The sequence below is a fragment of the Rickettsiales bacterium genome (assembly GCA_029252805.1).
GTDB lineage: Bacteria > Pseudomonadota > Alphaproteobacteria > Rickettsiales > JALZUV01 > JALZUV01.
In genome coordinates this window covers 21,782-34,999 of record JAQXAR010000018.1, presented here as the reverse complement: position 1 = coordinate 34,999, position 13,218 = coordinate 21,782, and the positions used below count along the sequence as shown (strand labels likewise).

12 protein-coding genes are annotated in these 13,218 nt (G+C 48.7%); 7 read left to right on the top strand and 5 right to left on the bottom strand.

The features are described from left to right. Positions 1–402 precede the first annotated feature (402 nt). Positions 403–2,319 carry a molecular chaperone DnaK gene (gene dnaK, locus P8P30_04080; protein ID MDG1286726.1) on the top strand — a complete coding sequence of 639 codons (1,917 nt, stop codon included), beginning with the start codon at positions 403–405 and terminating at the stop codon, positions 2,317–2,319. 47 nt (positions 2,320–2,366) lie between these two features. Next, a complete protein-coding gene (gene dnaJ, locus P8P30_04075; protein MDG1286725.1) occupies positions 2,367–3,536 on the top strand; it encodes a molecular chaperone DnaJ in 1,170 nt (389 codons plus the stop codon). Between the two features lie 35 nt (positions 3,537–3,571). Here the strand turns inward: dnaJ and glpX are convergent, their stop codons facing one another. Further along, positions 3,572–4,600, bottom strand: a complete 1,029-nt coding sequence (gene glpX / locus P8P30_04070) for a class II fructose-bisphosphatase (GenBank protein MDG1286724.1) — start codon at positions 4,598–4,600, stop codon at positions 3,572–3,574. Positions 4,601–4,673: 73 nt separating this feature from the next. On the opposite strand from glpX, the gene gap reads away from it, so the two are divergent. Both gap and P8P30_04060 read left to right on the top strand, forming a co-directional pair. Then, a complete protein-coding gene (gap, locus tag P8P30_04065) occupies positions 4,674–5,663 on the top strand; it encodes a type I glyceraldehyde-3-phosphate dehydrogenase (GenBank protein MDG1286723.1) in 990 nt (329 codons plus the stop codon). 3 nt (positions 5,664–5,666) lie between these two features. Next, positions 5,667–6,878, top strand: coding sequence for a phosphoglycerate kinase (locus P8P30_04060; protein MDG1286722.1), 1,212 nt, complete (start codon positions 5,667–5,669; stop codon positions 6,876–6,878). Here P8P30_04060 and trmFO read toward each other — a convergent pair. Beyond that, entirely contained in the window at positions 6,863–8,206 is a 1,344-nt protein-coding gene (gene trmFO, locus P8P30_04055; protein MDG1286721.1) for a methylenetetrahydrofolate--tRNA-(uracil(54)-C(5))-methyltransferase (FADH(2)-oxidizing) TrmFO, read from the bottom strand. The two genes, P8P30_04060 and trmFO, sit on opposite strands and share 16 nt — an antisense overlap. Then, positions 8,196–8,891, bottom strand: a complete 696-nt coding sequence (locus tag P8P30_04050; protein ID MDG1286720.1) for an inositol monophosphatase family protein — start codon at positions 8,889–8,891, stop codon at positions 8,196–8,198. The genes trmFO and P8P30_04050 overlap by 11 nt, the downstream gene beginning before the upstream one ends. Positions 8,892–9,052: 161 nt before the next feature. Between P8P30_04050 and P8P30_04045 the strand changes: the two genes are divergently transcribed. The 3 genes from P8P30_04045 to P8P30_04035 are packed head-to-tail and all read left to right on the top strand — an operon-like array spanning position 9,053 to position 11,751. Then, the gene (locus tag P8P30_04045) at positions 9,053–9,310 is read left to right on the top strand and encodes a cyclic nucleotide-binding domain-containing protein (protein MDG1286719.1); all 258 of its coding nucleotides are present in this window, start codon (positions 9,053–9,055) and stop codon (positions 9,308–9,310) included. A 39-nt stretch (positions 9,311–9,349) separates the two neighbouring features. Beyond that, the gene (locus P8P30_04040; protein MDG1286718.1) at positions 9,350–9,997 is read left to right on the top strand and encodes a hypothetical protein; all 648 of its coding nucleotides are present in this window, start codon (positions 9,350–9,352) and stop codon (positions 9,995–9,997) included. Then, positions 9,994–11,751, top strand: a complete 1,758-nt coding sequence (locus P8P30_04035; protein MDG1286717.1) for a thioredoxin domain-containing protein — start codon at positions 9,994–9,996, stop codon at positions 11,749–11,751. The genes P8P30_04040 and P8P30_04035 overlap by 4 nt, the downstream gene beginning before the upstream one ends. A 7-nt stretch (positions 11,752–11,758) precedes the next feature. On the opposite strand, the gene P8P30_04030 is transcribed toward P8P30_04035, so the two are convergent. Next, on the bottom strand, positions 11,759–12,949 hold the full coding sequence (locus P8P30_04030; GenBank protein MDG1286716.1) for an acyl-CoA dehydrogenase: 1,191 nt from the start codon (positions 12,947–12,949) through the stop codon (positions 11,759–11,761). 10 nt (positions 12,950–12,959) lie between these two features. Beyond that, the gene (locus P8P30_04025; protein MDG1286715.1) at positions 12,960–13,214 is read right to left on the bottom strand and encodes a hypothetical protein; all 255 of its coding nucleotides are present in this window, start codon (positions 13,212–13,214) and stop codon (positions 12,960–12,962) included. Between the last annotated feature and the right edge of the window lie 4 nt (positions 13,215–13,218).

Below are 13,218 nucleotides of genomic sequence, written 5' to 3'. Positions count from 1 at the left end.
CGTTAACTACACTGTCTCCTCGTTCCTAGGGTCGGGGTGGTGGCGTTATATAATAGGCTTACGCTGAAAGCGTCACGCCGTACTTTTGTCCGGTTTTTGAACACCCCGGCTACCAGTGGGCTCTCCCCACTGCTGGTCACTCGCTTAAAGTCGGGAGGATCGGGGAATAAAAGACCATGGTTAGGCAATCTGGGAATACTCGTTCGAATGTTGTAAATAGGGTAAAGCCTCCCGGCGCTTGTGGGAGCCACTGTTATGCGCGCGGTAGGTGTTATGCGAGCGAACAGCATTGTAAATTTATTGTAAAAAAAATTGGTTAACGGGTTGTATTCTTTTGCTTGCCTCCTTATATCTGATACATCGAAAAACAAACTATTGATGTAAATCAAGAGGATAAGCCTTATGGGAAAAGTAATTGGAATTGATTTAGGTACCACCAACTCATGCGTAGCCGTGATGGATGGTAAAGAAGCGAAAGTAATTGAAAATGCCGAAGGTGCGCGCACAACCCCTTCTATGGTGGCTTTCACGGCGGATGATCAGAAGTTGGTCGGCGAACCGGCGAAGCGTCAAGCAGTTACCAACCCTGAAAATACGATCTACGCAGTGAAGCGTTTGATTGGTCGTCCTTTCAATGACAAAACCACGAAAAAAGATATGGATTTGGTTCCATACAAAATCGTTGAGTCTGATAATGGCGATGCATGGGTCGAAGCGGCGGGTGAAAAATACAGCCCAAGCCAGATTTCGGCCTTCACGTTGCAAAAAATGCGCGAAACAGCCGAAAGCTATCTCGGCGAGAAGGTGGACCAAGCGGTGATTACCGTTCCGGCTTACTTTAACGATGCGCAACGCCAAGCCACTAAAGATGCAGGTAAGATTGCCGGTCTTGAAGTGCTTCGTATTATCAATGAGCCGACTGCGGCTGCCCTTGCTTATGGTTTGGATAAAAAAGAAGGTCAAACGATTGCCGTTTATGATCTGGGTGGTGGTACGTTTGATGTATCGATCCTTGAAATTGGTGATGGCGTTTTTGAAGTAAAATCAACCAACGGGGATACGTTTCTTGGGGGTGAAGATTTCGATATGGCGATCATTGAACATCTTATTGAAGAGTTCAAAAAAGATTCAGGCATTAACCTTAAAGAAGATAAATTGGCGCTACAGCGTTTGAAAGAAGCAGCAGAGAAAGCCAAGATTGAGCTTTCTTCTACGCAACAAACCGAAGTGAATCTTCCGTTTATCACGGCAGATGCAGCCGGCCCGAAACACTTAAACGTGAAACTTTCCCGTGCGAAATTAGAGTCTCTCGTAGGCGATTTGGTGTCTCGTACGATCAAACCTTGCGAAGCGGCGTTGAAAGATGCAGGCCTTAAAGCCTCTGACATTGACGAAGTGATCTTGGTGGGTGGTATGACGCGTATGCCTAAGGTTCAGGAGAAGGTGAAAGCATTCTTTGGTAAAGAACCACATAAAGGCGTAAATCCTGATGAAGTCGTGGCCATGGGTGCAGCGATTCAAGGCGGCGTATTGCGAGGCGACGTGAAAGACGTTCTCTTGCTTGATGTCACGCCTCTATCACTTGGTATCGAAACACTGGGCGGAGTATTCACTCGTTTGATCGAGCGTAATACGACGATTCCAACCAAGAAATCACAAGTATTTTCAACAGCAGATGATAACCAATCAGCGGTAACGATTCGTGTCTTCCAGGGTGAACGCGAAATGGCGGCGGATAATAAACTACTCGGTCAATTTGACCTTGTGGGAATTCCTTCTGCGCCACGCGGGATGCCGCAAATTGAAGTTATCTTCGATATTGATGTGAACGGTTTGGTCAATGTGACAGCGAAAGATAAAGCCACGAACAAAGAACAGCAAATTCGTATTCAGGCATCTGGTGGCCTGTCAGATGACGATATTGAAGGTATGGTGAAAGATGCGGAAGCCAATGCTGAAGCGGATAAAGAGCGTAAAGCACTGGTTGAAGCGAGAAACCAAGCGGAGAGCCTTGTTCATATGACTGAGAAGAATCTCGAGGAATATGGCGATAAACTTCCGGATGACGATAAGAGCGAGATTGAAGCATCAGTTGCTGACTTGAAGACAGCGCTTGAATCTGAAGATGCAGCCGCTATCGAAACAAAGCTCGAAGCATTGCAACAAGTGTCTATGAAGCTGGGTGAGGCGATTTACAAGTCTCAGCAAGAAGAAGGCGCTGAAGGCGAAGCGACTGAAGCAGCGACAGATGATGCGGATGGCGGAGAAGAAATTCTCGATGCTGAGTTTGAAGAAGTCGACGACAAAAAAGACGACTAGATAAATAAAACGAGGGGCTATGATGGCCCCTCATTTTTGGGACCTCAATGGCTGATTATTACGAATTACTTGGCGTAAGCCGCGATGCTGATGCGAAGCAGGTTAAAGCTGCTTATCGTAAATTAGCCATGAAATACCATCCAGATCAAAATCAGGGTGATGCTGAAGCGGAGAAGAAATTTAAAGAAATTTCAGGCGCTTATGAAGTTCTCAAAGATGAGCAAAAGCGTGCCGCTTACGATCGGTATGGCCATGATGCTTTCGAGCAAGGAATGAGCGGCGGTGCTGGTGGGCCTGGTGCTGGTGGCTTTGACTTTGGCGGCAGCAGTTTCTCTGATATTTTCGAAGATCTCTTTGGCGGCGGCGGCGGAGGTGGTGGCGGTTTTGGCGGCGGTCAGGCACGTGGCGCTGCTGGCGGTGCCGCTCGTGGTGCTGATTTGCGCCATAATTTAAGTATCTCGCTTGAAGATGCATTCAAAGGCAAACAAAGCCAAGTGAAGGTGACGACATCCGTGACCTGTAGCGGCTGTGCCGGTAATGGTGCTGAAAAAGGCACCAAGCCTCAAAGTTGCGGAACCTGTAATGGGCGCGGCAAAGTACGTGCACAACAAGGGTTCTTCACGATCGAACGTGGCTGTCATACATGCCAAGGTTTGGGTAAGATCATTAAATCTCCTTGTAAGCCATGTGCAGGTTCAGGCCGTACCCGTAAGCAAAAGTCACTGAAAGTGACGATTCCTGCCGGTGTTGAAGAGGGGACTCGTATCCGCTTGAGTGGTGAAGGTGAGGCGGGGATGCGCGGCGGTCCATCGGGCGATCTTTATATCTTCCTCAATATCAAACCCCATCCTATCTTCCAGCGTGATGGCACTGACTTACATTGTCGTGTGCCCGTACCAATGATAGAAGCAGCTCTCGGTGGAAGCGCACAAGTGCCGACCATTGAAGGCGGCAAGGTGAAAGTGACGATTCCTGCAGGCACGCAGTCTGGCCGTCAATTCCGTTTGAAAGATAAAGGGATGTCTGTAATGCGCTCTAGCGGATTACGCGGAGACATGTATGTACATGCTGCCATCGAAACGCCCGTGAACTTAAGCAAGAAGCAGAAAGATATGCTTAAGCAGTTTAAAGGCGATAAGAGCAACAAAGATAACAGCCCCGAATCAGAAAATTTCTTCGGCCGAGTCAAAGAGTTCTGGGAAGACTTAAAAGATTAAAATCCTGCTATTCGAGAGTAACGAAGAGTAGAGACTTACTTCTCTTCGTTATCGACCCATGTTTTACGATTGAAGTTGTGGTGAGCGTGGATGTCGCGCACGGTACCGGTTTTGCTGCGCATGATGATAGAGTGGGTTTCTGCACCCCCCGTCATACGACGAACGCCTTTTAGCATTGGGCCGTCAGTTACTCCGGTCGCCGCGAACATGACTTCGCCTTTAGCCATATCTTCCATATTATATTTACGGTTGAGATCATCAATACCCATGCGTTTCGCGCGGGTGCGTTGCTCGTCATTATCGAACAGAAGGCGCGCTTGCATTTGGCCGCCAATGCAACGCAATGCTGCTGCAGCGAGTACACCCTCAGGTGCGCCGCCAATGCCCATGTAAATATCGATATTCGTATCTGATTTAGTGGTGGCGATAATACCAGTCACATCACCATCGGAAATGAGGAGGATGCGCGCACCGGCTTCGCGAATATCGCTGATAAGTTTTTGATGGCGTTCGCGGTCAAGGACACAAACCACGAGATCGCTAATTTCACAGTTTTTGGCTTTTGCCAGCGATGTTAGGTTTTCTTTAGGTGATTTATCAAGATCAATCACGCCAACTGGTAAGCCTGCGCCAACAGCGATTTTATCCATGTAAACGTCAGGTGCATGTAGGAAGCCATCTTTGCTGGCCATAGCGAGTACAGCAATAGAATTGAACCCACCCACGGCACAGGTTGTGGTGCCTTCCAAAGGATCAAGCGCGATATCTACTTGTGGGCCTTTAGCTGAGCCGACTTTTTCACCGATATAGAGCATCGGCGCTTCATCACGTTCGCCTTCACCGATGACGACCGTGCCATCCATGTCTAAACTGTTGAGCACTGCACGCATCGCTTCTACGGCAGCGTTGTCAGCGGCTTTCTCATCGCCGCAGCCCATCCATTTGGATGCTGCGAGGGCTGCAGCCTCGGTAATACGCACCGCTTCAAGGGCTAAGTTTCTATCCATCGTGAAACCTTCATCGTCAAAAGAATGTTCTGAGGGTTTAGGAAGTGAATAAGACATGCAAAAAGCTCCTTGAGTATTTATCTGGAAACTAGCATAAGCATATTTATAAAACACTAAAGGGGAATCGTACATGACAATTCGTATTGGTATTAACGGACTGGGGCGTATTGGACGCTGCGTTCTGCGCGCATTGGTGGAATCTGATCGCAATGACATTGAACTTGTTGCAGTGAATGGCCCCGCACCGATCGAAACGCATGTGCATCTTTTAAAGTACGATTCTGTTCACGGTGGCTTTCGTGGTGAAGTCAAAGCTGATGGCGAAGACCTATTGATTAACGGTAAGCGCGTGAAATTAACACATGAGCGCGAGCCGGAGAATATCGGTTGGGATGTTGATTATGTGTTGGAATGCACGGGAATTTTTAAATCGGTTGAGCAATGTAATCGCCATATGAGCAGTAAGGTCAAAGGGGTGCTGGTGTCAGCGCCGTCACCTGATGCGCATTCAACGATTGTTTATGGGGTGAATAATGAGGCACTGAAGGCAGAACATACGGTTGTCTCCGTTGGCTCATGCACGACAAACTGTTTAGCTCCGGTGGCGAAAGTGTTGAATGATGAGTTTGGCATTGTGAATGGTTTCATGACTACGGTGCATGCTTATACGGGCGATCAAAATATCGTCGATGCGACGCATAAAGATTTACGCCGCGCGCGTGCGGCAGCGGTATCGATGATTCCGACTTCAACCGGGGCAGCTAAAGCGATTAGCCTGGTGATTCCTGAGCTTGAAGGCAAATTAGATGGCGTGGCTGTGCGTGTGCCAACGCCAAATGTTTCCCTCGTGGATTTAACGTTCAATAGTGAAAAACCAATGACGATTGAAGCGATTAATGCTGCCGTTAAAGCCGCCTCATCAGATGTGCTGGCTTATACGGATGAGCCGTTGGTTTCGATCGATTTTAACCACCATCCGGCAAGCTCTATCTTTGATGCAACAGGCACGCGCCTGTCCGGCGATAAGATGGGCCGCATTGCCGCATGGTACGATAACGAGTGGGGGTTCTCTAACCGTATGCTCGATGTCACGGCGTTGATGGCGAAGGTGCATGGCTAGTGCATGAAAAACCTCCCCTCATTTGAAGATATTGATGTTAAAGGCAAGCGAGTGCTTGTGCGGATGGATGTGAATGTACCGATGCAAGGGAGCGAAGTGCGTGATATGACACGTATTACACGCCAGCTGCCAACGATTCAGTCTCTGTCCAAGCGAGGGGCTAAGGTAATTATTCTATCGCATTTTGGGCGTCCAGATGGTTCGTATGATCCGGCATTATCCTTATCTATTTTGGTGGACCCTATTAGCGAAGCCTTGGGCCAGCCGATTGCTTTCGCCCCGGATTGCATTGGGATTGAATCTGAGAAAGTTGTTTCAGCCATGCAAAATGGCGAAATTGCCCTCTTGGAGAATCTGCGGTTTCATAAGGCAGAGAAAGCCAATGATGCGGAATTTTCTCAAGCGCTTGCAGCGAATGGTGATATTTTTGTAAATGATGCTTTCTCCTGTGCGCATCGTGCACATGCCTCGATGGTTGGGATTACAGATTATCTGCCTGCTTATGCCGGCACCTCTCTGGCGAATGAACTGCAAATGCTTGGCAGTATCTTCGATGTGCCTGAGCGCCCCTTAGGTGCGGTGATTGGTGGTGCTAAGGTGTCAACAAAGCTCAGCGTGTTAGAGTTTTTGCTTGAGAAAGTGGATATCCTGATGATCGGCGGGGCGATGGCGCATACTTTTCTTGCAGCACAGGGGTATCGTGTTGGTAAGTCACTTTATGAACCTGACTTGCTCGATACGGCGAAAGATATTCTCAGCCAAGCCGATGCTAAAAACTGCCGCATTATACTGCCAAGTGACGTGGTGATTACGCACGAATTTGCGGCACATGCACGTAACAGGATTGTTCCTATAAGTGAGATTCCGGATGATGCGATGGCGCTGGATATCGGGATGGAAACGATGGACGCGATGCGTGCGGCGTTGCGCGAATGTAAGAGCCTCGTGTGGAATGGCCCACTTGGTGCATTTGAAAACACGCCGTTTGATATGGGAACCGTTGCCCTCGCACGTGAAGCCTCAATTCAAACAGCCAAGGGTGAGTTACACTCAGTTGCAGGGGGAGGCGATACGGTGGCGGCGCTCGCGCATAGTGGCTTGTTCGATGCCTTTACCTATCTCTCCACAGCAGGGGGAGCTTTCCTAGAGTGGATGGAAGGCAAAGAGCTTCCTGGTGTAGCAGCGCTAGCGCGTCACGCTCAAGCGGCGGCCTGACTTTCTGATTCTTTCCAATTCTTGAACGCTTCCATTCCGCGGGTGCAGTAGGCTTCTTTGCGTTCTTTCTTCTTTACGCGCTCTGGGAAGGGCGGCAGTAGGCCAAAATTCACATTCATCGGCTGGAAGGTCTTTGATTCCGCACCAGTGGTGACGTGAGTCATCAAGGCACCGATTGCTGTTTCTTGTGGCGGATAGGTGAAGTTTTGTCCGAGCAATTCAGCGATGGCGAAACGACCTGCCATTAAGCCCGATGAGGCAGATTCAACATAGCCTTCAACGCCAGTGACTTGCCCTGCAAAGCGAAGGTGAGGGTGCTTCTTTAGGCGCAATTGCTCATCCAGCAAAGCCGGACTGTTGATGAACGTGTTGCGGTGAATACCGCCAAGGCGAACAAAGTCGGCATTTTCTAGGCCGGGGATAGTGGAGAAAATTTCTTTCTGCGCACCCCATTTGAGTTTGGTTTGGAAGCCGACCATATTGAAGAGTGTGCCAAGGGCATTATCTTGACGCAGCTGTACAATCGCATGGGCTTTGACGGTGGGGTTATGCGGGTTGGTGAGGCCAACAGGCTTCATTGGGCCCCAGCGCAAAGTCTCAGGGCCGCGTTCGGCCATGACTTCGATCGGCAAGCAGCCTTCAAAATAAGGCGTGTCTTTTTCCCAATCTTTGAATTCAGTTTTATCGCCCTCGTTAAGTGCTTGAATGAAGGTTTCATATTGTTCCTTATCCATCGGCAGATTGATGTAATCTTTGCCGCTACCTTTATCGTAGCGCGATTGGAACCATGCTTTTTCAAAATCGATGGATTCTTTCAATATAATGGGAGCAATTGCATCGAAAAAAGAAAGATACTCTTCGCCGGTATGCGCGAGAATAGATTCGGCTAAAATATCGGAGGTGAGGGGGCCGGTTGCGACAATGCACATGCCTTCATCAGCGGAAGGAAGTTCGGTGACTTCGCGGCGTTCAAGCGTGATGTTGGGGTGGTTGGTGAGTTCTTGTGTCACCATGGCCGAGAAGCCATCGCGATCAACGGCAAGTGCGCCGCCTGCAGGTAACTTGCTGGCATCGCCGCAGCGGATGATGACGGAGTCTAACTGGCGCATCTCTTCATGCAGTAAGCCAATGGCCGAACGTGTCGCATCATCGGAACGGAAGGAGTTAGAGCATACAAGCTCGGCACAATCTTGGGTCTGGTGGGCGAAGGTTTCGCGGGTAGGGCGCATCTCTATTAGAGTTACGTTGATACCTGCGTTGGCGGCTTGCCACGCTGCTTCACTGCCGGCAAGGCCAGCACCGATAATGGTGAGTTTTTTATCTGTCATGCGGGTTTAATAGCGCTAATGCCTGTTTATGCAAGGCTTTGCTGCTGGCGGCGATCACATCTCCGTTAGATTCTAACGTGAGGGGATTGCCTTGCCAGTCTGTCATGATGGCCCCGGCCCCTATTACGATGGGAACTAAGGGCAAGAAATCATAGGGCTTTAAGCCGGATTCAACCACTAAATGGAGATCGCCTTTGGCGAGTTTTCCGTAAGCATAGCCATCTTCGCCGAGCTGGCAGTTGCGGGCGTTTTGCATGATGGAATCAATGATGGGTTTATCCGCGTCACGAAAAAGCTGTGGAGAGGTGGTCGAGAATATTGCCGCCGCGAGCGTTTCAACTTTTTGGCAATGGGTAGCCTCGCCATTATAGTGGGTTGTTTCATTATCTCCGAACCACGTTTCGCCCGTAACAGGCTGTAGCATCATAGAGAATTGAGGATGTCCGTTCTTCAATAAGGCAATGAGCGTGGTGAAGGTAGGTACACCGGCGATAAGCGCACGGGTGCCATCGATTGGATCAATTATCCACTGATTTTCAGCTTCTGGTTGATGGGGCGGGAACTCTTCGCCAATAATTCCATCTTCGGGAAAATTAGATTTTATCTCCTCGCGCAGAAAGAGTTCAATTTCTCTATCAACAGCTGTAACCGGTGTTCCATCTGGTTTTTTTTCAGTTCCCTGCATCCCTTTTATCAGCTCTTTGGTGAGCGGGAGGAGTCTGTTTCTCCATTTAAAGAGATATTTTCTATTTTTTATACTGTTAATTGTAGGCATTATTAATCTTTTGTTAAATTATATATTGTAATCTAAGATTGTATTCAAAGTGTTATCAGGAGTAACCTACTATGGAAATGATCACAGTGCCAGCGGGCGAAGTCATTTTTAACAAAGGCGAGCAGAGCGATGCTGCCTATGTTATTAAAGAGGGTGTCGTTGAAATCTTTGAAGAAGGAGATGAGGGCAATAGGCGCTTAGCTCTTTTAAGTAAAGGCACCATGTTTGGTGAGTATGGGGTGTTAGATGGGGGCACGCGATCGGCATCTGCACGCTGCGTCACGGAAAGCACCTTAAGCATAATGCCGCTAGAGCCTAGCATGCAGTAAATTAACGACTCGCTAACGTATCTGCTTTATAGGTAAGTGATGGATAAAGAAAAAATGCGTCAGTTGGCTGAAGAAGCGGCTGAGAAAATTGTGCCACACTGCTTGCGAGAGCAGCTACATTGGCCGAAACCTCCTTATATTCATGTTCATAAAGCCGGTGTGGTGCCTTACCGTTTAGGGGAGAATGGGATTGAGTATTACTTGTTCAAACCTTCTGAAATGATGCCTGAAATGGGCGATCCTGGTTTTCAAATATGTAAAGGTACCCGCGAAATCAAAAACCCTGAAACGGGCGAATGGGAAGATTATCACAGCTCCACAAAATTAAAAGAGTATGGGCCTGAGAACCTTGAGCCACTTATCGTAACCGCGTTACGTGAGGGGATTGAAGAAATCGGCCTGCCTTTAGAAGAAATTGTCGAAGTGACTGAGTGGGGGCAAGCCGCCTTTGCATCTGCCTCTACGGGTGAGTTGAAGACTATGTGGTTATATCCTGTCGGTGTTTATCCTGATTGTCCGTTTGATGAGCCAAGCGCCGAGCATGCCAATACTGTGGCACGAGAGTGGTTTGATCCACAAAACCGAGCGCAAGTTGAGAAGATTCGTCCAGATCACTTAAAAATTATTCGTGAAATTGATAGGGTGCTTCGTAAGCAGCTCTCAAATGAAAGTGGTTTGGAAAGATGATTCAATGGCATGAATGGGACGAGGCCAGCTTGGCGAAGGCGAAGGCGGAAAATAAACCGATCTTTTTGAGCGTGGGTTATTTCGCTTGTTACTGGTGTCATGTGATGGAAAAGCGAGTTTACAGCGATGAGGCTTTTGCCGATGTGCTTAATAACCATTTTATCGCCATTAAGGTTGATCGTGATAAGCGCCCCGATGTGAATGAGATTTACCAGCGCGCGCGAACGCTTATTACCAAGCAATCTGGCTGGCCAAATCATGTGTATTTAACCCCTGAAGGCGAACCCTTCTTAGCCTGCGGCGTTATGTTGCCTGAATATGGGCGAAATTTAACACAGCTGTCGCAAGATGTAGCAGAGCGCTGGAAAGCAAGTGAGGCTCAGTTGCGTGAAGCAGCGGGGCATATCGCTACCATCATCCGCGATGAACTTTCTGTTGAAGTGTTGGAGGGAGACGGCACGCCGGATAAGAGTGTTGTCAGTATATTCCATGATTATCTCAGCCAGCATTATGATGCGGAATATGGTAGCTTCTATACGGACCCTAAATTCCCGCATGAGAATTATCTGCTCTTTCTTCTCTCCGAATTTCGCCATACTAAGGATGAATCATCGTTAGAGATGGTACGTCAGAGTTTGAAGAAAATGGCGGCAGGGGCAATGAATGATGCGGTCGGTGGTGGTTTCCATCGTTATTGCGTTGATAAAGAGTGGCGTGCACCCCATTTTGAGAAAATGCTCTATAATCAAGCGCTCTTGGGGCGTTGCTATGCTGAGCTCTATGTGTTGACTAACAAGCCCTATTATCGTGATATTGCGCAGCAAACGATGGACTTTGTATTGCGTGAACTCACGGCACCTTCGGGCGCATTCTATAGCGCACTGGATGCGGAGACGGATGGTGTCGAAGGTGCTTACTATGTTTGGACGGAGGATGAGCTACACGCCACACTCGCACCGGAAGAGCGCGACTTCTTTAGCAAATCCTATGGATTAGCCGATTTGCCAGTTTATCCTGGGCACGAACCGGTAGATGGCAAAGCGCTCTATGCACGCCGCCATTTGATGGAGCTAGCGAATGAGAAAAACCGGAGTTATGAAAGCTTTCGGGATTCACTTAACCCGATTCTTGGGAAACTAAGAGCTGCGCGTGATGAGCGTAAACGCCCTGACCGCGATGAGAAAGTGATCGCCGGTTGGAATGGCCTGATGATCGACACATTGGCACGTGCGTCTAAGATATTTGAACGTGATGATTATTTGCAAGCTGCCTTAAAAGCCGCAACTCATCTGTGTGATTCACTGATTGAGGATACAATTTTATTGCGTATTGAAGGCGCTGAGATTCATGGGTTCTTGGAAGATTATGCGTATTTCGAAGCAGGATTATTGACGCTTTATGAAATTACTCGCGATGAGCAGTGGTTAAAGCAAGCACGTAAAATTCACCGTACGACGAATACTGTATTCTGGGACGCTGAAAAGGGCGGTTACTTTATGACGGACGGAGTGGAGAATCTCCTCGTACGTATCCATAAAGGGCATGATACCGGCCTACCTGCGGCTAATGGCGTGATGTTGCATAATATCCTGCGTTTATGGGAAATTACCGGTGATGAAAAATGGCTCGGGCGCGCACGTGTGATCATGGCCGTTTATGAAAAGGCGATGAAAGAAATGCCTGCCGATTACAGCACGATGATTCAAGCGATGCTTTACCTTCATACCCGAAAAACCGGGCATGAGTTAAGCTAGCCAGTCCCTATTGAAAGGCCTGCATTCCGGTAATAGAGCGACCCAAAATAAGGGCATGCACATCATGCGTACCTTCATAGGTATTCACACTCTCTAGATTCACGGAATGACGCATTACATGGTATTCATCTGAGATACCGTTTCCGCCATGCATATCACGTGCAACGCGGGCAATGTCGAGGGCTTTGCCGGCATTGTTGCGTTTGATGATCGAGATAGTTTCAGGAATCAGCGTGCCTTCATCCAACAGACGACCCACGCGTAAACAAGCATGTAGACCAAGCGTGATCTCCGTTAGCATATCGGCGAGTTTCTTTTGGATGAGCTGATTGGCGGCCAAAGGTCTGCCAAATTGTATGCGCTCCATCGTGTAGCTTCGAGCGGCTTGGAAACAGAATTCTGCCGCACCCATTGCGCCCCAGCCAATGCCGTAGCGTGCTTTGTTTAAGCAGCTAAACGGCCCCTTAAGGCCCGTTACATTCAGGCGATTGCCAATAGGCACTTCCACATTATCCATCACGATCTCACCGGTGATCGAGGCGCAAAGCGAGAGTTTGCCTTTAAGTTCAGGAGCGGAAAGCCCCTTCATGCCTTTTTCCATCACAAAGCCACTGATCGTACCATCTGCTAGCGCGTCATCACCATAGACTTTGGCCCACACGACAAACACATCTGCGATCGGTGAATTGGTAATCCAAATCTTGTTTCCGGTGAGGCTGTAGGTAGTGCCTTTGCGAGTCGCGCGGGTGTTCATACTACCGGGATCTGAGCCATGATCAGGCTCCGTTAGGCCGAAGCAGCCGATGAGCTCGCCGGTTGCGAGTTTCGGGAGAAATTGATCTTTAAGTTCATCTGAACCGAACTCATGGATCGGATGCATCACCAAGCTCGACTGCACAGAAAGAGCCGAGCGATAGCCGCTATCAACCCATTCGATTTCACGTGCGATAAGGCCGTATGCTACATGACTGGCGCCGGCGCAGCCATAGCCATCAATAGTAGAACCGAGCAAGCCCATTTCGCCCATTTCACGCATAATTTTCGGATCGAAATAGTGATTACGATTGGCTTCAATGATTCCTGGAAACAAAGTGCCACGGAAATATTCGCGGGCAGAATCACGGATCATGCGTTCTTCATCAGTAAGTTCTAGGTCGAGGAGGAGAGGGTCCTCCCAATTCATAGGCTGTAGGGACATATATCTATCTTTAAATAATGAGGTTGAGGATTGACCCACGCTCAAGCGTTTGGCCTTGATTTTGTGCTTCTTGCGCCCGAGTAATTAGGCGGCCTAAAGCTTCGTCAGAAGGTAACACATTGATCGGAGCTTGCCTGGGATTGACTCGCGCGGAAGTGGTGTTTTGCTGCTGATTTTGCTGTGACGTATTCCCTTGAGGGCGTTGTTGTGCCTGCTCAATCGGTCTGCCGAGTGGCGACAGAGGAATGTTGCGGATATCCGTCATACTC